This window comes from Microcoleus sp. PH2017_08_TRC_O_A, from assembly GCF_020738665.1.
Taxonomy (GTDB): Bacteria; Cyanobacteriota; Cyanobacteriia; order Cyanobacteriales; family Microcoleaceae; genus Microcoleus.
In genome coordinates this window covers 13,174-34,706 of sequence record NZ_JAEQCE010000063.1, presented here as the reverse complement: position 1 = coordinate 34,706, position 21,533 = coordinate 13,174, and the positions used below count along the sequence as shown (strand labels likewise).

The 21,533-nt window shown below is 44.0% G+C and carries 19 protein-coding genes; 12 read left to right on the top strand and 7 right to left on the bottom strand.

The window, feature by feature from the left end:
- The first annotated feature begins 194 nt into the window (after positions 1-194).
- Positions 195-1,031: a metallophosphoesterase gene (locus JGK22_RS21150; protein WP_293184514.1), complete on the top strand. Its 837-nt coding sequence runs from the start codon at positions 195-197 to the stop codon at positions 1,029-1,031.
- A gap of 84 nt (positions 1,032-1,115) precedes the next feature.
- Positions 1,116-1,241, top strand: a complete 126-nt coding sequence (locus JGK22_RS21145; RefSeq protein ID WP_293184517.1) for a hypothetical protein — start codon at positions 1,116-1,118, stop codon at positions 1,239-1,241.
- A gap of 15 nt (positions 1,242-1,256) precedes the next feature.
- Here JGK22_RS21145 and rppA read toward each other — a convergent pair whose 3' ends face one another.
- Together rppA and JGK22_RS21135 are read right to left on the bottom strand one after the other, a co-directional pair.
- A complete protein-coding gene (gene rppA / locus JGK22_RS21140; RefSeq protein ID WP_293313577.1) occupies positions 1,257-1,943 on the bottom strand; it encodes a two-component system response regulator RppA in 687 nt (228 codons plus the stop codon).
- Positions 1,944-2,002: 59 nt separating this feature from the next.
- Positions 2,003-2,653 (bottom strand): glutathione S-transferase family protein, encoded by a 651-nt coding sequence (locus JGK22_RS21135; protein WP_293313574.1) that lies wholly within the window; start codon positions 2,651-2,653, stop codon positions 2,003-2,005.
- 225 nt (positions 2,654-2,878) lie between these two features.
- On the opposite strand from JGK22_RS21135, the gene hisG reads away from it, so the two are divergent.
- Positions 2,879-3,523 carry an ATP phosphoribosyltransferase gene (gene hisG / locus JGK22_RS21130; RefSeq protein ID WP_293184524.1) on the top strand — a complete coding sequence of 215 codons (645 nt, stop codon included), beginning with the start codon at positions 2,879-2,881 and terminating at the stop codon, positions 3,521-3,523.
- 191 nt (positions 3,524-3,714) lie between these two features.
- Here the strand turns inward: hisG and JGK22_RS21125 are convergent, their stop codons facing one another.
- Positions 3,715-5,181 (bottom strand): response regulator, encoded by a 1,467-nt coding sequence (locus JGK22_RS21125; protein WP_293313571.1) that lies wholly within the window; start codon positions 5,179-5,181, stop codon positions 3,715-3,717.
- A 223-nt stretch (positions 5,182-5,404) separates the two neighbouring features.
- Positions 5,405-7,618, bottom strand: coding sequence for an ATP-binding protein (locus JGK22_RS21120; RefSeq protein WP_293198968.1), 2,214 nt, complete (start codon positions 7,616-7,618; stop codon positions 5,405-5,407).
- A 308-nt stretch (positions 7,619-7,926) separates the two neighbouring features.
- On the opposite strand from JGK22_RS21120, the gene JGK22_RS21115 reads away from it, so the two are divergent.
- The 4 genes from JGK22_RS21115 to JGK22_RS21100 all read left to right on the top strand — a co-directional run bounded on the left by JGK22_RS21115 (position 7,927) and on the right by JGK22_RS21100 (position 11,322).
- Positions 7,927-8,604, top strand: coding sequence for a hypothetical protein (locus tag JGK22_RS21115; protein WP_293184530.1), 678 nt, complete (start codon positions 7,927-7,929; stop codon positions 8,602-8,604).
- A gap of 529 nt (positions 8,605-9,133) precedes the next feature.
- The gene (locus JGK22_RS21110) at positions 9,134-9,628 is read left to right on the top strand and encodes a hypothetical protein (RefSeq protein ID WP_293184532.1); all 495 of its coding nucleotides are present in this window, start codon (positions 9,134-9,136) and stop codon (positions 9,626-9,628) included.
- A gap of 243 nt (positions 9,629-9,871) precedes the next feature.
- Entirely contained in the window at positions 9,872-10,036 is a 165-nt protein-coding gene (locus JGK22_RS21105) for a hypothetical protein (protein WP_293208770.1), read from the top strand.
- Positions 10,037-10,056: 20 nt separating this feature from the next.
- Positions 10,057-11,322, top strand: a complete 1,266-nt coding sequence (locus tag JGK22_RS21100; protein WP_293313568.1) for a hypothetical protein — start codon at positions 10,057-10,059, stop codon at positions 11,320-11,322.
- Between the two features lie 1,050 nt (positions 11,323-12,372).
- Here JGK22_RS21100 and JGK22_RS21095 read toward each other — a convergent pair.
- A complete protein-coding gene (locus JGK22_RS21095) occupies positions 12,373-12,861 on the bottom strand; it encodes a hypothetical protein (RefSeq protein WP_293313565.1) in 489 nt (162 codons plus the stop codon).
- A gap of 97 nt (positions 12,862-12,958) precedes the next feature.
- Between JGK22_RS21095 and JGK22_RS21090 the strand changes: the two genes are divergently transcribed.
- The gene (locus tag JGK22_RS21090; RefSeq protein WP_293208757.1) at positions 12,959-13,405 is read left to right on the top strand and encodes a PEP-CTERM sorting domain-containing protein; all 447 of its coding nucleotides are present in this window, start codon (positions 12,959-12,961) and stop codon (positions 13,403-13,405) included.
- Positions 13,406-13,484: 79 nt separating this feature from the next.
- Here the strand turns inward: JGK22_RS21090 and JGK22_RS21085 are convergent, their stop codons facing one another.
- Complete coding sequence (locus JGK22_RS21085; RefSeq protein WP_293208030.1) at positions 13,485-13,679, bottom strand: hypothetical protein; 195 nt, start codon at positions 13,677-13,679, stop codon at positions 13,485-13,487.
- Positions 13,680-14,072: 393 nt separating this feature from the next.
- Here JGK22_RS21085 and JGK22_RS21080 point away from each other — a divergent pair, with 393 nt between their 5' ends.
- From JGK22_RS21080 to JGK22_RS21065, 4 genes are all read left to right on the top strand, one after another.
- Positions 14,073-14,507 (top strand): hypothetical protein, encoded by a 435-nt coding sequence (locus JGK22_RS21080; RefSeq protein ID WP_293208033.1) that lies wholly within the window; start codon positions 14,073-14,075, stop codon positions 14,505-14,507.
- Between the two features lie 26 nt (positions 14,508-14,533).
- Positions 14,534-15,208: a hypothetical protein gene (locus tag JGK22_RS21075; protein ID WP_293208035.1), complete on the top strand. Its 675-nt coding sequence runs from the start codon at positions 14,534-14,536 to the stop codon at positions 15,206-15,208.
- A 79-nt stretch (positions 15,209-15,287) separates the two neighbouring features.
- Complete coding sequence (locus tag JGK22_RS21070) at positions 15,288-17,054, top strand: hypothetical protein (RefSeq protein WP_293208037.1); 1,767 nt, start codon at positions 15,288-15,290, stop codon at positions 17,052-17,054.
- On the top strand, positions 17,054-20,029 hold the full coding sequence (locus JGK22_RS21065; protein ID WP_293313562.1) for an O-antigen ligase family protein: 2,976 nt from the start codon (positions 17,054-17,056) through the stop codon (positions 20,027-20,029). Before JGK22_RS21070 ends, JGK22_RS21065 begins: the two co-directional genes overlap by 1 nt.
- A 305-nt stretch (positions 20,030-20,334) precedes the next feature.
- Here the strand turns inward: JGK22_RS21065 and JGK22_RS21060 are convergent, their stop codons facing one another.
- Positions 20,335-21,048 (bottom strand): DUF1997 domain-containing protein, encoded by a 714-nt coding sequence (locus tag JGK22_RS21060; RefSeq protein WP_293184572.1) that lies wholly within the window; start codon positions 21,046-21,048, stop codon positions 20,335-20,337.
- Positions 21,049-21,533 lie beyond the last annotated feature (485 nt).

Below are 21,533 nucleotides of genomic sequence, written 5' to 3'. Positions count from 1 at the left end.
CCGCGATCAATTGTAGGGAAACGGCACTGCCGTGTCCTGATTTCTTAGCCGTGTCCTGATTTCTTAGTCATTAGTCATCAGTTAGTAGTTATTAGTCAGATGGCAGAAAAAAGAGGGAAAAACATCTAGTTTTGCAGTATTGTCTGTTTATTTGCTAAGCTAGAGGTTGCGCTCTCTCAATAAACCTTATATTTATGCACAGGTTATTAACTGGGAAACTGCGAGTAGACTGTTTAACAATACCGATCGCTAATCTTCCAGCAAATCTATCGGGTACTAAAATTGTACAGCTTACGGACTTTCACTATGACGGGGAGCGGCTGTCGGAATGGTTGCTAGAAGAGGCGATTGTGGCGGCTAATGAAGCGGAACCAGACTTAATTTTTTTAACCGGAGATTTTATTACCTACGATCCGGCGCCTATTTACGGCTTGGTGCAGCGATTGAAAAATTTGCAAAGTCGGGTGGGAATTTACGCTGTTTTGGGCAATCACGATCACTATTATCCAGGGGCAAAAATTAAGGTTGCTAATGCTTTGAATAACGCAGGTATTCGGGTTTTGTACAATGAAGCGATTTATCCTTTGGGGTCTGAATTGGCTTTAGTTGGGTTTGCAGATTTTTGGTCTGGCGATTTTGCACCTGCGCCTCTAATGGCATCAATCAATCCGGCGATTCCTCGGATTGTATTGTCTCACAATCCTGATACTGCTGAAAATCTGCAACAGTGGCGGATTGATTTGCAGTTTTCGGGACACACTCATGGGGGTCAAATTGTGATTCCTGGTATCGGGCCTTTGTATGCTTGGGTGAGAAAAATTGGTTATTTGATTCCTGAAGGAATCCGAAAATTTGTTCCTTTTGTGTCGGCTTGCGATCGAGTAGTTCGTCACTGGGAATGGGCTAGCGGTTTGCATCGGGTTGGGAGTAATTGGTTGTACGTGAATCGCGGTTTGGGTACTTATGCGCCGGGGAGGTTATTTTGTCCGCCGGAGGTGACGGTAATTACTTTGGTTTGTCAAGATATGTAGGGATTGCTTTAGGGTGTGAAGGAAGAATGCTTCGGATGGAAGATGGAACCGCGAAGACGCAAAGGACACGAAGGAAGATGAAAGATGAGCAGAATTCCTATTATTAAGTGGGTTCTGCAAAGCGATAGCCTCTGGCGTAAAAGGAAGAATGCTTCGGAAGAAAGATGGAACCGCGAAGGCGCAAAGGACACGAAGGAAGATGGAAGATGAGCAGAATTCCTATTATTAACTGGGTTCTGCAAAGCGATAGCCTCTGCCGTAAACTGTGTGAATTAGGACGGATTCACCGGGTGCTTCTATTTTGCGGCGCAGGAGGCGAATTTGAGCTGCTAATACGTTGCTGCTGGGTTTTTCTGCTTCACTCCACAGGTATTGGTGGATTTGTTCGTGTGTTAGTATTTGACCGGGATGTCGCATTAGGTATTCTAATAGTTGACATTCTTTTTCTGATAGGTCAATTGTTCGATCGCCCCGATAGGCTATTTGATTGTCGTAGTCTAGCTGTAAATCTGCAACTTGCAGGCGCCCGACAGCCACTTCGGGGTCAAAAGTAGGGGGGCGGCGCAGTAGGGCGCGGACTCTGGCTAGGAGCTCTCGCAGTTCAAAAGGCTTGACTAGATAGTCGTCTGCGCCTGCGTCGAGTCCTTGTACGCGATCGTCTAGGGTGTCTTTGGCGGTGAGAAATAGGACTGGGGTATTCCGTCCTTGCGATCGCAATTGCTGACAAATTGCTAATCCGGATTGTCTCGGCAGCATCCAATCCAAAATTAGCAAATCGTAATTTCCCTGCATTGCTAAATTGCTGCCAGTTGCGCCGTCAAATGCGACATCAACTGTATAACCTTCGCGGCTTAAAACTCGACTCAAAGGGTCAGTCAACTCAACTTCATCATCAACTAAAAGAATCCGCATCCTGATTTTAACTATGAGATTTTTGGTAGGAGATTTTAGGTTAAGCAAACTGATTTTTGCTAGATTTTAAGATGTGGAATACTTTCCGATTCGCTGCAAGCTGCTGCTAGCCATTCCTGCATTGCAGGCAGTGCCAAAAGCGCATCAGCATAAGCTTTTGCTTCGGGAGCTAATTTGACTTCGTAGGTGACAAAACGCATGACAACGGGGGCAAACATGGCGTCAGCAATTGTGAATTTTCCGAACAGCATATCCCCACTGGTGCCGAATTTTTGGCGGCATTCGCGCCAAATTGCCAAGATGCGATCGATCTCTGCTTCGACACCGGGGGTCATTCCTTCTCCCGGATAGCGGTTGCGGCAGTCCATCGGCATATTTTCGCGGAGATTTTGGAAGCCTGCGTGCATTTCGGCGCAGATGGAACGGGCGATCGCCCGTTGCGCTACATCCGCCGGCCATAAATCATTTGCAAAGCGTTCTGCAACGTACTCGCAAATTGCTAAAGATTCCCACACTTTCAAGTCGCCATCAATTAAAACTGGCACCTTTCCCGAAGGAGAATAGCGCCGAATTTCCCCATGGGTTGTCGGCCCGTCTAGGGGGATTCTCACTTCGGCAAAATCTATTCCAGCTTGTTTCATCGCCAGCCAAGGACGCAGCGACCAAGACGAATAATTTTTGTTGCCGATTACCAGAGTCAATTTGGTCATAGTTTTACTTTCAGCTATCATCTATTTAGCAGACAATCCTTAAGAAAATTCGATTTAACTCAGCCTCAATACAATATATTATACACAAACACAATTATTAGCAATACCTGAACTTATTTTGATATTTGAACAATTTGTGCTATTGTGGTTGAGGAAAAAGCTGTTTCCGCTCGGGCAGCGCCGATTCCGCATCCCAAATTAAGCAATTTACAATCGCAAATCAATATGATTACCGTAGCACTTCCCAAAGGCGGACTGTTAGGAGATAGCATTCGACTGTTTAAATCCGTTGGATTAGACTTCAGTGCTTTTCTCGATTCCTCTAACCGCCAACTTCAAATTTATGACACTACCGGAACGGCAAAAGCTTTGCTAGTAAGGACGCACGACGTGCCGGTTTATGTGGAATACGGTCAAGCTGATTTGGGCGTTGCGGGTTATGATGTTTTGCGGGAAAAAACTCCGAAAGTTGCAAATTTAATTGATTTACAATTTGGCAAGTGTCGGCTGTCGGTGGCGGTGAAGGAATCTAGTTCTTACAGACGCAGTGTGGATTTGCCTCCTCACGGTAGAGTTGCTTCTAAGTTCGTACACTGTGCGAGGGAATATTTTCATAATTTGAATTTGCCGGTGGAAATTGTGCCTCTTTATGGTTCTGTGGAGTTGGGGCCGATTACGGGTATGTCGGAGGCGATTGTGGATTTGGTTTCGACTGGCAAAACTTTGCGGGAAAATGGTTTGGTGGAAATTGATGTTTTGTTTCAAAGTTCGGCTTATTTGATTGGTCATCCTTTGAGTTATCGTTTGAATTCTGGCGGGGTTAATGAGTTGATTGGGAAGTTGAGAGAGCAGGTTTTGACGGCGGTTTGATGTGCGATCAAATTAGGATCAGTCCAGGATGTAACAGCCACTCTTATGGAGTTAGTTTTTAAGTACGTAGTTGCGATTGGGTGCTCAAGAGCGCTGAAGCGCAACTACGTACCTTCTATGAAAGAGCGCTGAAGCGCAACTACGTACCTTCTATGAAAGAGCGCTGAAGCGCAACTACGTACCTTTTTTATTTATCTCATTTCGGAGCTGATATTGGCAGGTATAAGACCTAGTTTTTCTTGGCATTTTTCTATATAAAAACGGGTCACTGTATCAGCAGGGTTTTGTTCGATTAGTTGCTGAAAATATCCCAAGGCGGCGACAAATCTTTCGGATTGCCATCCTTGAATTCCTTTGTCAAATAAAGCCTGGGTAAGCTGCTTGGCTTCAGAGTCGGGACTGGATGCTGGCCAGATTTCGTAGATTTCAATAGCTTGCTGCTTGCCGCGCGGCGTTACTCGATCGATCCAGCGATAGTAATAGTTGTGGGTGGGCGAATGGCTGTCGGCTGCTGTTGCGTGAGTAGTTGAAATTATACTCTCCGGTGTTTCGGCTTCCAAGTCACACTTTAATAATAAACTTTCTTTTGAGCTTGAGTTCGGACTTATGCTATTTAGAAATTCTCTCGCATGAACGATCGCATTTTCGCTAACAATTATTTGGCAACCGTATATTTTAGTTAAATTTTCTAACCGAGAAGCTGTATTTACCACATCGCCGATGACTGTAGAGTCCATCCGGCGATCGGAACCCAAGGTGCCGATCATGCCGATACCTGTGTTAATTCCAGTACCGATATTGACGGGATATTCTAAATTGTATTTGTGGCGCTCGACATTAAATTCATGCAAACTTTCTTGCATGGCTACTGCGGCTTCGATCGCATTTATAGCGTGAGAATGCGGCTGGTCAAATACTGCCATGATGGCATCGCCGAGGTATTTGTCAATAAACCCGCCGTGGGAGGTGATGCAATCGTTCATTTTCGTAAAAAAAGCATTCAACCATTCAAAGGTTTCGCGTGCTTCTTGAGATTCTGCGATCGCAGTAAACCCGCGAATGTCGCAAAATAAAATAGTCAGCTCTTCTTCTGTGACATTGCCCAACTGAATTGATTCTATCCCTTGGGGCGCAATTCGTTCGAGAAGCTGTTCCGGGACAAATAGGTGAAATTTTTCGGAAAGATATTCGTTAGCCTCCCAGGCGGCGGCAATTTGGCGCTTGCTTTGCTCTTTTACCTGCTGGTTGAATTGGGAAGACGCAACTTGCGATCGCATTTGGCTCAACTGCAAAATATTTTCAACTTTCGCCAGCAACAAGCGACTGTTAAAAGGCTTTGTTAAATAATCATCTGCCATTATTTCCAACCCTCGCAGGCGAGAGGTATCGTCATCGAGGGCAGTCAAAAAAATTACCGGTACAGTTTGCAATGCGGTATCATTCCGCAGGATCTCGCACACATCAAAACCGTCCATATCCGGCATCATAATATCTAGTAAAATTAAATCCGGTCGAGATGCGCGGGCGAGGGAGAGGGCTTCATCGCCCGATCGCGCTGATACTGTGGCGTATCCTTTCATTTGCAATAACTCTTCCAGTAAAATTAGATTAGCTGGCTCGTCATCAACCAACATGATGCAGGGCGACTTGTTTGACATGGAATATGATGTATATTGAATTTAGCTCGGGACTGGCGCGTGTAGATGCTCGAAACCTGGTTGATTCGTATATTTCTAGTTATTAAACTCGATATTTTTGGCAGGAACCGGGTTTCTGAGGCAAGTGCGCGCAAGTCCTATAGAAATTTATCTACTATTGAGTCTAACGTTTTCACTTATAAATTGTAATAAATGGCACTGCTGGAACTGCAAATAATTATTGTTAGTTGAGAAAAGAACGGACTGTAGCGATCGCCAAATTTAGATCCAGCGGCTTGCTCAAATAAGCAGAAGCGCCAGCTTCCAAACATCGATCGCAATCGCCAGCCATCGCCATCGCCGTCACCGCAATCATCGGTACCGACTCCCAGACAGGATTTGCTTTGACTCGGCGCATCAACTCAAACCCGTCAACATCGGGTAACTGAATGTCCATCAAAATCAAATCTGGCAGCAATTCCGGCGCAGCAGAGGCGGCATGGATGCGATCGAGCATTGCCTTCCCATCCGCCAGAATCTCTACCCCGTAGCCCTCCAATTCCATCACCTCTGAAATTAACATTTGGTTAAAAGGTTGGTCTTCCACCACCAGAATCCGCTTGCTGCCAAGTGGTAATGCGATCGCAGAAGCAGGAACTAACTTAGCATCCAAAGCACAAGCAGCAAAGCTGCCCAACTCTTGACGCATCTCCGTCAAAGGCAGCCAAACGCGGAACAAACTGCCGCGATCGCAAATAGATTGAAAAGAAACAGTTCCGCCGTGCAATTCCGCCAGACGCTTAGTCAAAGCCAAACCCAAACCTGTACCTTCGTGGCGCCTAGTCAGGGAAGAATCCACCTGTTGAAAAGGTCGAAATAGCAAGTGCCAGCGATCCTGAGGAATGCCGATACCCGAGTCTTTCACCTCAAGACAAAAGTAGGGAGTGCTGGCATTTACAGGAGAACAATCAGGGCGGTAATCGCCATTAATTTCATTGCCGTAGGCCAGACGCCCGCTAAGTTTAACTTGTCCCCGTTCGGGGGTAAATTTGATAGCATTGGAAAGTAAATTAATCACAATTTGTCGCACTCGCCGTTCGTCGAGCAAAACTTTAGTAATGCGGTAGTCGAGTTCTAAAGACAAAGCAATTCGCTTTTTGTCTGCCCGCGGCTGAATCATTTTCAGACAGTCTGTGGCGAGTTCGTGAACGCGAACAGGCAGTAAATTGAGTTCTACTTTTCCTGCTTCAATTTTAGAAAGATCGAGAATATCGTTAATTAGCTGCAACAAGTGCTGACCGCTTTTTTCGATCAGTTCTACATAGTTAACTTGTCGATCGCTCAACTGGCCGGATGTTTGGCGCAGCAGCAAGTCAGAAAATCCGAGAATGCTGTTGAGAGGCGTCCGCAATTCGTGGGACATCGAGGCTAAAAACTCGGATTTTAACTGAGAAGAATACTCTAATTGTTCGTTAACTTGGCGGAGGTTTTCTTGTGTCTGAGCCCGCTGGATTGCGGCCCCCAGAGTCCGACAAGCAGCCGTGAGCACTTCTTGGTGGAGGGAAGCTTGCAGTTTTTTGACGTTGCGCGACTCCAGCGTCAACACTCCGATGATTGTGCCGTCAGTAGATGCGATCGGAAAAATGCCCAATTGTCCGATTCCCGGATGCCGAAATTGCGGCACAGCATTGGGATGTTCGGCATAATCATCGACAAACAAAGCTTTACCAGTTTCCACCACTTCCCACAGCAAACCGGTGCCGTAGGGAATACCTTTGTCGAGCAATTCTTGCATTCCAGCGGCGACTGGTTCCCCGTAACTAGCCAGAAATTGAGTAGAAACTTGGTTGGAAATCGCCGCCGCTTGCCTGTCTTTTCCCTTACCGCTAATCACTTTTACGTCTCCGAAAGCAGCATTCGTCGCTTCTACCAGATAGCTGAGGGCAAACTGACCTATTTCTTGCAAACTGTGAGAGTTTTGCAGGCGTTCAGTTAAGCCTAAAAGAAATGTCAGGCGCCTGACTTCTGCATTCAAACTAGCTTGGGAGTTTTGGTATACGGTAACGTCTCGAAAGGTAAACAGCCGCCCGCCGCTGTTGGTAATTGTGGCGAAGACTTCCAAACAAACGGCATTGGATTGCTCGAAATAAAATGATAAACTTTCATCCTGAGATGTTTGCAGTGCTTGCTGAAACTCTTCCCACTGCTGAAGCGACAAGTAACCGCGATCGACAATTTCGGCAAACAACAAGTCGCACTTAGGCTTGGTTGCCAGCCATTCTGGGGACAGTCCCCAAGTCTCGGCCAATTTTTTGTTAAACAAAACTAAGCTGTCAGACGAGTCGAAAAGAGCGATCGCATTATCTACTTGGTTGAGAATCAGTTCTTGGTCTGCCCTGAACTGCTGCAAGTCTATCTCCATTTTGTCTGTGTCTGTAGCTCTTAGTTTTGTTGTCATAACTGTCTACGGATATGGCAAGAGTTATTTTATAACCCCTTACTTAATTTGACATATTTTTAGGTTTTTGGGCAGTGAGGGCGATGGCTTACGCCCCGCTTCGCTACGACCGGCCTTGTGATCTGAGACACTTGCTGGTTGCCGAGGGGCGAGGGGAGCGGGTTTTCTACTACATCGGCTACAATACTAGATCGAGCAGTTTTTAATTCTATTAAATACCGCAGGGACAAGGTATTTCCCCGTCCTTTGCCCGATATCTTCACCCAATCGAAAACCGTTAGGATGAATGAATAAGGAGGGAAAGCATCATGACAGAAAGAGAATTTTTTAATAACAATGCTGTCGAAGTTGATGGCATCCGATTTGAAATATTTGTGTCAAAAATGGTAGTGGTTGTGCCCATGCCATCAAAACCCAAATCAAATCATGATACATCGGTCAAGTTATATGTTCGCATTACCAACAACAGGTCAAACTCGTATTGTTTTAGCTTCCATCATAACTTTGTTCCCGAAATTCTAGCAGCAGACGGTCAAAATACTAATGCTGGATACCAAGCGGACGGCATTGGATATCCTCACGTATTTGATTTTCACTTAATTAAGCCGGGGAAGTCTGTAATGGTCTTTCCGAATGCCCGTATTGGTTGGGATCGCAAACATCACAATAAAAAAAAACGCGAGCAAACTTTACTATTGTCTCTGCCTTTTACGAATCGTGAATTTTTGGGATTTCCGCTAAAAAATTTAGGGAATTATTCGATTCGATTGAAGTATGAAGTCACTAATGAATCAGTACAATACTATCATTATTTAATAAATGAGGAATGGTCAAGATTATACAACGAGGATCGACAAAACTATTGCAGCGATGAAGAAATCCTATACTATCATTATTTGATGGAGGAGGAATCGTTTGATGCGATGTGGACGGGGCAAGTATTCACGCCTTATGTAGAGTTTTGCGTAGTGGATACACAAAGTTGAATTACATTTGACCAAGTATTTGCGGTTGATAACGTTGGTCTTTCGGCTGGCATTGTGCAATGCGATCGACTTTTTGAGTTGCATGGTGTGAAAAGTGCGATCGACCTTTCCGTCCATCACATAATAAGCGATCGCCCCTAACACTCTTGACTCTATGAATAAATATGAACTTTATTCATCAATTTGCAATGTTTTCTGAATTTTAATTAAGCCAGGGAGTTAATATAAATTTTTTTATCACAATATAATTATTGTAATATAATTTATAATAACTGTTGACAAGCTTGTCATTCATCGCTTAAGTTTGTGACTATTGATATCAATCTCTTCGTTCATTTGTATCAGAGACATTGTTTGGTTGATTGTTGAGATCGAAAGCCACTGTTGTTTAAAGATTCATTGGGTTTGTGGCAATCGATCGGGTGTTGTGGTTGTAGTTGGTTTGCAGAAAGTCCCGTATTTGAAGGAAGGCAGGGGAAGGAATATTGTTAGCAATATTCACTCGCGCCTGCACTAATCAGGAGGAATTATGTACCGACAACAACAGGGTAGTGAAAAACATTACTGCGACAAATCTAATTGCTCTACACCATCAAACCTTACTCACAATCAGTTTTGTGGTAATTGCTGTAGCCAAGTTGGCCCGCGCCCTGTTTTCGACTTGAAGTCGGAGTTTGTGCCGATTACTAAAAAGGAACTGGCTCAAAGAGAGCGCTTATCACTGCATTTCCGACAGCAGCTATGCTACAGTTATCCACCGAATACCAAGCAGAATATTCCTCACAATTATTGCCCAACATCCCGAGTTCCTTGGCAAAGTATTTCGGATTATCAACAGCAATATCCTCCCCGAAATTATTGGGATGGTCGAGATAATTCTGTGCCTCTTGAGAACGAATCTGGGCAAGTTCTGGGGTATTACAGGTATGTTTTGCTAACTGGGTCGTCAGATTCAGGAAGTGGCGGTAAATTGTTTTGGCTGATGGTAATTGGTGCGGCGGTGTGGTTCTGGTTTTTTCGCTGATTATTTGATAATCCAGAGAGCGATGAAGTATCTTTTGCGGTTTTTATTGGCTTTAGTAATTTCTGCGATCGTGGTAATAACCTATGCCAGTATAAAAGCAGTTGGCAATGAACACTCAAAACTTGGAATGGTTCAAAATATAGCAGTTCTCAGAAAGATGAGGTACGTTGTTGGGCTTGGGCCCTATTAGTTTAAGGGTTGTGTGGGCTGTCAGTTATACCTCATCTTTTTGAGAAAGGCTATATGACATCTCAAGGAGCGAATAACAGCAATAAAATCAAACAATCTGGTCTCCTACTGGAAATCAGAGAGCCACAAATTATTGCACTAGCTATCCCCGAAAACAAGCCCGGTGCTACTTCTCTCAATCCGTTGCAATTCATCAGTATTGATATCCTTCATCTCTAAAAATCAAAAGGTTAACCAACATGACATCAGAACAATTCAGTGACAACAACGCAATGGAAGTAAGTGGCATTAATATGGAAATTATGCTGCCTGACCCTACGGCGCTCACCATCCCTGAAAACAGAGCGGGCATCACGCCTCCTATAGAATTATATATTCATATTACCAATAACACTTCAATGTCTTTCCACTTCAACCTCTCTGGAACCTTGATTCCAGAAATTGTAACATCCGAGGGTCAAGCCTTACAGCGGCAATTAGTTAACGAAAAGCCAGAATCTGAAGTTCAACCGAACAGATATAGAACAGGATGGGCGGGCAGATTGACTGAATTTATATCGAACTTAAACTTATCGCAGGAGTGCTACGAAACCAGAGAAATTAATTATATGTTAGTTGAGCCTAGAGAATCCAAAACTATCACGATCGACGCAAGTCTTGCCTGGGAAAATAACTTACTTGCACTGAAAATTTCTACTGAGTTCAACGAATTTTTCGGGTCGATAAAACTTCATAATTTCTGGTTATTTGAGGCACTATTGCCCGGAAATTATCAAATTAGGTTTATCTATCAACACAACTGTGCAAACAGAGTAATACCTGGGATAGATAATGTCGAAATAACAAATGTAGAAGAGAGCAAGTCAGAACTATTGATTACTCCTTTTGTAAATCTTCGCTTGGTTCAACCAGTAGAAGCAGACAGCAATGCTGTGGAAATGGATGGTGTTCGCTTTGAAATTTTAGTACCAGAGCGAGTTTTAAGCATACCCAAAAACAATTTAATACATAAACTTCTGTACCTAATGAAATTTTTATCACCTATATCAATTTACTACTCCTCCTTTATAATCCCCGTGCAGATTGGTATTCGGATTACCAATAATACATCTACTCCCCTTAGATTTAGCTTTTATTTCACCTTATTTCTAGAAATTATGGGAGTAGATGGACTAATTCCATTCGGAGGTGGGTGGATTAGCCTTAGCGGGCCCTCTAATTCTGATGTTCTTTCCGTTATGCCCGGAGAGGATATTACCTTTTTTCCCGAAGCAGAAATTTTTGGGCTTTGGGAAGAGCAGTTTGGACTTAAGACTCCTACCGGAAATGGTGGCATATGGGTTTTTGAACCTCTAACTCTAGAAACATACCAAGTTAGGTTTACATATAGGAGCGATCAAACAATGGTTAAAATATACGAGTCTGTAGAAACATACACGACTTTAGATATCTGGAGCGGTCAAATATCAACTCCCTTTGTAGACTTTCGCTTAGTGCGTTCTTGAATTGAGCTTAAAGTGAAAGAGCCTATTTCATCTAATTATCCTTAAAAGCTGATATTTCTTTTAAACCTCATACCTCTAGGAGTCAAAACCCATGTTATTTCGACAATATTCCCAAGTTTTGTTAACATCATTCTTGATAGTTGGATTGACGGGCAAAGCAAGTATTGCTTTTAATATTATCCCCCCAACTCCCGGTGCTACCAGGTATTACGAACCCGTATCTACTTACCAAATAGATAAGAATCGAGAAACCACAACGGAGATAGGTATGGGATTATGGTCGGAGCCTCTGCCCCATGGTGGAACGCCTATTTTTAAAAGAACTCTTTCAGCATGGTCTTTTCTGTCTGATCAACGTCGGTCTGGTTGGACTTTTAATGCAGCCGCAGAGGACTTAAAGGGTAGTTTTGAGGTAATAACTTATCAAGCTTGCTCTCCTAAGGATCCGTGTGGTGGGGCTAGTACGTCTATCCCTGAAACAAAATATGAAACTTATCGGGGAGTGGGATCTCTTTTTCACTTAAAGTATCATCCAGGAAAGGGCGATCCTCAACCAGGTGAAGGTAAACTTTATTGGATTCAGATTGTACAAGCTAACTACGGTAGCACTATACCAGGTGCATCTCGGATACATGGTGTTCCTTTTATCGATAATTTTAATAAAAAACAAAATCCCTACTACGACGGTCCAAACAACACTGATTTTGCGGGTGAAGACTTCTTTATGGATCGACCATATAATTCAGGTTTAAGTTCTGCTAGAAGAAACAATTATTTCACAGCGCAACTCTACCTAGTTCAAGAGACTACGCCACCAACAAGTAAGAAAAGAACAATCACCATTTACAACGGAATCAGATGGGGTTGGAAAAACACAGTAACTCGTCGCAAAGAACCAGATCCCGTTCCCGTTCCAAAGCCAACTCCAACTCCAAGCCCAAAGCCATTCCCGTTTATCATTCCCATCATTCCCGACTTCGACTTGCCACCCATACGTATACCCAAAGGTGAACCGGTCGCTAGTAGTGCTAGTGGCGGCGGTGGCATAGGCTACGTAACAGCATCACCAAAACCAACACCACGACCAACCCCTTCACCTTTGCCAACACCGCGTCCAGCACCTGCACCAAGCCCGTCACCAACACCATCAACAATAATATTAGTATCACCTGCACCAACACCCGGGCCAGCACCAACACCCGGGCCAGCACCAGTACCCTCAGCTTGGACTCCATCACGAACTCCTACACCCTCAGCTTGGACTTCATCACCTTGGCCAACCCCGTCAGCTTGGATTCCATCACCTTGGCCTACGCCTGCACCATGGGCAACAACAGCAACACCATCACCTCGACTAACCTCGACACCTTTGCCAACTCCCTCACCTTGGACTCCCTCACCCTGGCCAACTCCTACACCTTGGGTGACATCTCCACTGGGGTCAACATCATCAACTGTCGTTGTCTCAACATCAACAACAACTACTACATCGCCCTCATCCTTTGGGCGGCCCAGTTCGCCAATTCGCGCTGCCCGCACCTACGCAACTTTTGGTGTTGATAGCGATGCCACAGACCTAGCAAATATCAGCAGTGAGTTACTTGAAGACCCAGAATTATCATCAACGGACAATAGTTTGAACAATGCAAACCTAGCTGGCGTTAGTCGTGATTTACTTGAAGACTCAGAACTATCATCAACGGACAGCAACGAAAACCAAGTCAATTTAGCTAGCATCAGCAGTGATTTACTTGAAGACCCAGAATCATCATCAACAGACAACAACGAAAACCAAGTCAATTTAGCTAGCATCAGTGGCAACTTGCTCGAAGACCCAGAATTATCATCAACCGACAGTAACGAAAATGAACTTGATTTAGCTGGCATCAGCGGCGACTTATTGGAAGACCCAGAACTAGCCTCAGAGGATAACAACTCCCTAGCCTCCAAAACTAAAAACCCTGACGATGATGCCCTCCCAGCCGAAGCCGTTCCCGAACCTACGACTGAATTAGGAACGCTATTAGCACTCACCGGATTAGGTATATTCCTCAAGCTCAAAAACAGGAAAACTCAGAAGTAGTAGAGTATTTATTGAGGTTGTTGTCTGTCTGTTTTCGATCGACCTTTTGACTAAATTGTCTAACTTTTGAGTAAATTGTCTAAACGTGCGATCGACCTTTTGAGTAAATTGTGTAATAAGTGCGATCGACCTTTTGAGTAAATTGTGTAATAAGTGCGATCGACCTTTTGAGTAAATTGTGTAATAAGTGCGATCGACCTTTTGAGTTGCATGGTGCGAAAAGTGCGATCGACCTTTCGACTGGCATCACACACTTAAGTAAAACTACTTGCATACAACACTTAGACTCACTTGAGCCAAGTTCGAGAGGAAATTGTATTTTTTGCGGCTGTCGAATCACCAATTTTATAGTCAACCGCATACCATGTATAACGCTCGGCAACACTCTGTTTTAAAAAGCCCGTCAAGTTAACTGACACTCTTGTAAAAATTCTGTAAACTCTACTTTACCCTACCTACATATAAATACTCATATTGTGTAGATTGCAATGTTTTATCAACTTAAATTAAGCCTGAGTTACTTACTATTATAAATTTTATTTATTAGTTAAATTTTTTAAGATAGTTTTTTTTTATAACTATTATCAATCTATTTAATTACGCTTAGACTTATCCCATCGCTATGAATCTCTTCGTTCATTATCAGGGACATCAACGAGGAATAATTATGAACTGGCAAGAACACTACACTGATAAACATTGCTGCAACAAATATAATTACAGACCACCATCAAAGCTCGAACGCCATCAATTTCGTAGCAGTTTCTATCAAATAATGAGACCTCATCTGACTGGTGAGTATAAGTTGGAGTTTGTACCGCTGACGGAGAAGCAAATTGCCGAACAAGAAAGCCTACCGCAGCATTGGCGCCTACCACTATCCTACGGTTTTTCACCCAGTGGAGTTCGGATGCCGTCCGAGCGATCGAAATCTGCGTTTGATTGGCCGATGTCTAGACCAATTCAGAAGTATACTCAGCCGATGAAGGGATATTACAAGTATACTTTGATTAAGCAGCCGTCCGAGTCGAATGTCCGTGGCGGGAAACTATTTTGGCTGATGGTAATTGGTGCGGCGGTGTGGTTCTGGTTTGTTCGCTGATTGTCCGGTAATTGAGAGGGCGAGATATGAGGTATTTTTTTCTATTTCTGGTGGCTTTATTTTTGTCTGGAGGAGTAGCAGTAGCTCATGTTTCTCCCGAAGTATTTGCTTCAAAAAATATGAGCGCAGTCAAAACTACTGAATTAACATCTGTTCAGTTAACTAATACCAACAATTCAGTTGAAGTAGATGGAGTCATCTTTGAAACTGTTGTGCCGAATCAGGTAGTGAGCATCCCAGAAAATATGCCTGATATAAAGACCCCTTGGCGAGTTGGTATTCGGATTACCAACAAGACCTCAGTACCCATCCGTTTCAATAAGTACCACCTTACCCCAGAATTCATAGGATTCAATGATAAAGCCCTTTTTATGGATGACTTTGCATTGAGTCTTATACCTCTGACTGAGCGTGATTTTCCATTGGTTCCACCTGGAAAAAGCTTCACAGTATTTTGGGAAGGAGAATTTTACTGGAATGAGAATAGGCTTCTATTTGGAGCCTACGAGCGGAGTAGGGGTCGTTCATTGTCATTCGGAACTTTCACCCCCGGTACTTATGATGTTCGATTGACCTACGAAAATGCTAATACAGAGATTTCTTACGTCAATCTAAAAAATGGACAACGTAGGCAGTTAAAAGGAATTGTGAAAGGTCTATTTTCTACTCCCTGGGTAGAAATTAAATTAGTCTCTTCCTAAGCCAGATTTGCTTCCCAATTGCCTTTGGCATCATATTTGAACGAAGCCTAATCTTTTTTGAAAATAAGGAAATACCAAAATGCAATCGCAAAAATTATCCGTGATTATTTTAGCAACAGCGGTACTGACAGAGCCGATGTGTCAGCATAGCCTTGCGTTTAATATCAAAGGTCAAACAAATAGTTCTTCTGATTCTGTACAGGTAAGTAGTGCCGATGGCAATCTTAATGGCATTGTTACTGTAAAGACGAAAAATATAAAGGAAATAGAACGGGGTGGAAGCAGGGATTTTTTGAATATACTAGGACAAAGCTATGGAGCTAACTGGCAATTCAAAAAAGGTGCAAATTTAAACGGAGATTTTAATGTTACAAGTTACTATCCCTGTCAACCTCTGACTCCTTGTGGAGGTGATTTAGCTGGTAAGTATCCAGGAGTGACATTTCCTATTCCGGGTGGCAATAAAGGTGGAGTAGGAGCTTCTTTCTCCGTAGATTACGAGCGGAACCGTCAGGATGAACCAAATCCAAACATCAATAATGATACTTTTTGGATTCAAAGAGCAACTGTTAATACTGGCGGTCAGCCTATAACGGTTTATGGTCAGACAAAAACTTATTTTGATTTAATTGATACTCCCAATTCTCTCAACCCTTTCTATCCCGGTGGAGGATTATCTGGAAAAACCAACTCTCAAACAGGAGACCTTTTGTTTTCTGCGTTCGACGTACCTTACAATTCTATACAAAGGCCAAAACCAAGTTACTTTTACAACAATGATTGGAATTTTGAACTTTACTTAGCTAAGTTTATAGGGCCTAAAATAATCAACAATAAAACTGTTGGATTTGTCAAAATTTACAATGGTATTTCATGGGGTTGGACAAGCACATTTACCCCAAATCCTAGCCCTAAACCTTGTTCCGGTGCTAGCGGTGGTGGCGGATGCGTTTCTGTTACACCCTCCCCGCGCCCGACCCCAAGACCATCCCCTACCCCAAGTCCGCGCCCGACTCCAAGACCATCTCCTACCCCAAGTCCTCGCCCAGCCCCCAGCCCCAGTCCGCGTCCAGCGCCGAGTCCGCGTCCAGCACCCAGTCCGATTCCAGCGCCGAGTCCGCGTCCAGCGCCGAGTCCGCGTCCAGCACCCAGTCCGATTCCAGCGCCGAGTCCGCGTCCAGCACCAAGCCCCAGTGGTGGCGGTCGTCCGATTCGGGCGGTTCCCGCTTCTTCTCTCAGAAGTGGTAATACCCTTACCTTAGCCCTGAAGCTACTTTTTGACAGTGCTGCCAAAGGTAACAATAACTATGCCACCGATAACGTGGACGTAGCTAGCGTCAGTCGCGACTTACTTTTCAGTCCTGAACTCTCATCAACTCGTACCAGCTCTGAAGATTTAAACGTAGCTAGCGTCAGTGGGGAATTGCTAGAAAATCCTGAACAATCATCAACTCCTAGCAGCGAAAAGAAGATAGATTTAACTGACATTAGCAGTAATCTACTTCTTGATTCAGAATCATTGTCAACAGACAACAACGAAAATAACGCAGATATCGGAGGCATTAGCGCCGACTTACTCCAAGACCCAGAACTATCTTCAGAGGATAACAATTCCGATGCACTAGATTTAGCCAACATCAGCAGCAAGTTACTTCAAGACCCACAACTATCGTATGTTGACGATACTCTCACTGCAAAAACTCAAAATGTTTCATCTAAAAACACCGACGACGATGCCCTCCCCGTAGAAGCCGTTCCCGAACCTACTACCGCATTAGGAACACTATTTGCCCTAGCCATATTGCCTGTCATTACCAGACTAAAAAATAGGAAAAACAAAGAGTAATGAAAAGCCTCTACACCATCCTGTTTGCCCTCAGCATCATTCTCATCAACCCTTGGGGAAGCAGCCGGGGCATCATCTGGACTTCCCCCAAGGTATTAATTATCTGGCTAATAGTAGGAGTCAATCTCGCTCTTTTGTGGGAACAAAGAAAAGTCCTAACCATTTCCAGACAATGGAAGATTTCTCTAATACTTTGGACAATATTTCTCTCAATAGGAGCTATCTCCACTCTGCACAGTCCTTTTCCCTTAACCTCTTTTCTCGGTCAAGATCAAATGGGAGATGGCTGGCTATACTGGCTGTTAATTGCCGCCTTCACTCTCAGCAACAGCTTGCTCTTAATCGCGCGCCCGCAACTGATCAATTCCCAATTCCAAGGATTGCTAATTGGTGGCATCATTCTTTCTCTTAGTATCTTCCCCCAAATCATTGACTGGCGGATTGACTACACCGCTACAATGGGGAAACAAATCAGAGGTGATGTTTTAGCCAGCAGCATTTTTCAAGGACAGCAGCCCATAGGATTGTACTCCCACCGCGGCCACGCAGCCGTAGTTTTAGCGTTGACGGCAATTACTGCTATTGTCGGTTGGTTTTGGAGATTTACGAATACTAAATTAACTGCAATTACTTTGATTTTAGCTGTTCCCGCACTGCTGCTAACTTCTACCCGCAGTGCAATTGTAGCTTTGATTGTTGCCTGTGCTTATTTGTTGGGACGCCAATACTACAAAATTCTCACCGGTATAGCCCTGATGGGCACCCTCGCTGCGGGCATCATGACGCTTAACAGACCCCTCAACTGGCAAAAACCGAGCATCGAACAAGTCGTGTCCAGCCGATCGCCCATGTGGGAACTTGCAGCCAGAGGAATCAAAAAACGCCCGTTATTTGGATGGGGATTCGACGGCTTAGGGATTGCTTATCCCTATATCAGGAATCCTCAAGTAACTCCGAGAGTCGTCAACTTGAACGAGTTTACCTACGACTATATTAACATAAAAGGTGAAATTAGCACCAGAGAAATTCCTACTTATAAAGCTCACAATTGGATTCTCGATACAACTGTATCAGTTGGTATTTTGGGGCTGATTGCTGGCATTGCACTTTGGGGATATTATTTATCTTTAGCGCTGCAATCCTCTATTGGCGGGATTGCAGCAGTTGCTATTGCTTATCTGGTTTTTGCTGTTACCTGGTTTGATTGCGCTCAATACGCACATATTGCCTGGTGGACTCTCAGTTTCGCTGCTGTTAGATATCCTTGTTCTCAAGATAACGAGAAAAGAAGATTAATTTCACCTCAAGTTCAGCTTTATATGTTTTTGGGTATATTTATTGTCTCGTTAATCGGAAGTTTTTATGTAACTAATTTCAATAATATCAACAACTTTATTGTCAAAGCAAAATCATCGCTATTTCCCGGACAACTGTTAGGCTGCGGAAGTTCCAGCGGCGGGCCAACGGATAATCCGATAGATTCTCGATACGGAAAACAATCTTATCCTTGGACATCGGAAATTAAATGGACTTGTGCATACAATATCCAAGACTTCCAAGGCGGCACTCTGATTGACAGGTTTAATTTTGCCCGAGATATTGCTGCTGCTAACGGTGGCGGAGTTGTCTATTTTCCAGCGGGGACTTATGAGTTTCCAGACAGTATCTATTTGAAGTCGGGAGTAGTCATTCGAGGGGAAACTCCCGCAATGACAGATGCTAAACAAACTTTGTACAATCCTCCGACAAAATTTGTGTTTCCTAAATACGAACCGCAACTTTCAGGGATGGGAAGTCCGAACAGCACGGCTTTTAAAAGAATCTTTACTGAAAATCCTAATACTGATAGCAATATTGGTGTGGTTAATCTAGATATTAACCGATCGCCAATTTACTTGCTCAGCAATCTCGACTACAGTCAAAATAGAAATATTGTGGTTTACGGCCTCCGCAGCAATAACGTTGCCGAACCCAGTTCCTCAGTCCCAGACCTGAATTTTCAAGCAGCGTGGCAGCGATATGCCAATCCCTATGTCGCTAATATCAAAGTTAATGCTTTGGCTAATGTCTTAATTGCCAACAATCGACTTAACGATAGTATAACAGATAATTACCAGCAACCTGAATATCAAGTAAAATCTGACAAGACTGATGTTGTTGAAGAATATGATGTTAGATTCGACTATAGCAACCATTTCGGTATCTTAGTCAACCGTTCCAAGGCTGGCAAATCTGAAGAAAACTTTGTGCTGGCGGCGGAACCAAGTGCTGAGCCGGGTCTGTTTCGCAAAGGTATTGCGATTCGCGATAATTGGGTTTATCATACCATGAGGGCGGGAATCCGAGCGTCGGGAAATGGCTTGGTTGTTAAAAATAATGCGATTCGAGATGATGCCCGCAAGCGCTGGTGGACGGACGATACAGGCGCGGGAGTCGCTGGGAAAAATACGAGTTTTAACAGTAGGGCGATCGAATGGGCCGGCTGGAATGTTTTAATACAAGATAATGACTTTCAAGTGTACCGACATCAACTGAAAGATTCCGAGTTTCTCAGCAATGACGGAGGGGGAATTGTGATTCATGCTTGCTGCGGCGGAACTTCGGTTCGGCAAGCGGAGATTGTCGGTAATACTGGCAATTCTTACATCGGTATTTCTCAAGTGCCTCGGATTCGAGATGTGAGGATTTTTGGGAATAAGTTATTGTCTAATGTTAAGGGTGATTGGCCTTTGATTTATGTGAATGCGGATACTGAGCAAAAAATTAATGGGATGCAGAATGCAATTGTAGAAAATAATACGGTTAAGGGCAGTTTGCTGGCAGTCGCGAGTCAGGGAGGAAGGGGAAATGCGATTAGAAATAACAGCGGTTTTAATGTTGGTTCGATTAAATCTTCTTGTCACGTTACTGTGAGTAAAAATAAGGGCTTTGTCAGCTTCCCTTGCTGGCGGCGCAGAAACGCAGGCGGCGGTTGAAACTAGGTTTACAAAAACGCAGGCGTTAGCTTTCCTGAAGGGTACTCGGCAGGACGGCGAGTGAAAAGCATAATATAATGTTTCTTATACCAATTATCTAAAATTGTGCAACACTCGAACACCCCCCTAGCCCCCCCATGAATCAGGGGGGGGACAAGAATACTGTTATTTCGTTAAAAATTGGTATTAAAAAGATGAGGTATGACAGCTTATAAGCAGTTCAACTAAGAAAGAGGGCTAAAGCCCAACAACGTACCTCATCTTTCATTCGATCCGCTATGGTTTCAACCGCGAGCGTTTTTTTGTTAGTGTTTCTTCGGGTTTTTGGGAAAGGGAATTCCTAAATTTTCATGGAAAACAAGCTGAGTTTTATATGTCAAGCGGCGGTTGACTTGTTTGATGATTTTTTCCAAAAGCGCATCGCCGGTTTTTTCAATGAGAGGTTGAGACATCGATCGAATAAACTTGGGAAAGCAAACCCCTACAGCTAAATCCAGCTTCCAGGTGGCGCTGGTAATCGCAGGCGGTAGCTGGGCGCGTTGCGACGCAGGCCAATCGGCTGCAAACTCGTCAGACGGTATCTCGACTAGCTTCATTGCCGATCGAAAATCCACTTCATATCCGGGCGAGGTATAATTCGGAACCGGGATAGTCTGAATCAAATAGCAGCCTTCAGCGTCAGGCGGCAGCAACTCTAAACCAATTCTTGCTTCAACTCGGTAGCCGAAGGCCCCAAAACGACCGATTAATAGATCGTAGCCGTTTTCGCCGATCGGCTGGGCCTTCATTGGCGCAGCGCACTGACAAAACCAAGTCTTGTGATTGTTGAAATGCTCGGCCACCGTTGCAGCATCGGCGTACATCTCCATGCTGTCTTCAAAGTGGGTGTGAAACCAAATCGGCTCAACTTCCTCGCCTGCATCCGCACCTGCACTTTCGGGCTGTCTGAAACTCGCATCTGCGTAGCAATTTTCGTCAGAAGCTTCAACAGTTTGATATTCAGCGGAATTCTGCTTCATCATCAAAATTATGGGTAGAAACCCCGTCCTTCTAGGACGGCTTTGCATTTTTGAATTTACTACCGCCTTGGGATTGGTTAATTCGGGGTGCTTTTGTATTGCACTTTCAACGGGACAATTACCGCTTCAAATCTTCCAATCCTGTACGCATAGTATTTTGCTCAATTGAGCCTCCCTTTCGGGGTAATGTTAGCTTGTCGGTCAAAGTTTTCTGAGCTTGTTGGGCTAGCAGCACTGTTTCAGTGACCTTAAAACTGTTTAACCACCAGCGACAGAGCAAGAGACTAGCGAAAGCATCTCAGGGTGTCATGACTCAAAAAACGTAGTCAGTTAAGACTTAGGCTGGTCAGAATGGCTTGTCCGATTTCTCTTTCAAGCCTCATGCCGTTGGGGCTGAGGTTCCTGACATGCTCTCCTGTAATACACGCCAATCAGTCGGGTTGGGGATGTGGTCGGGGAGTTTCCTCCCTACAATTGAGAAATAG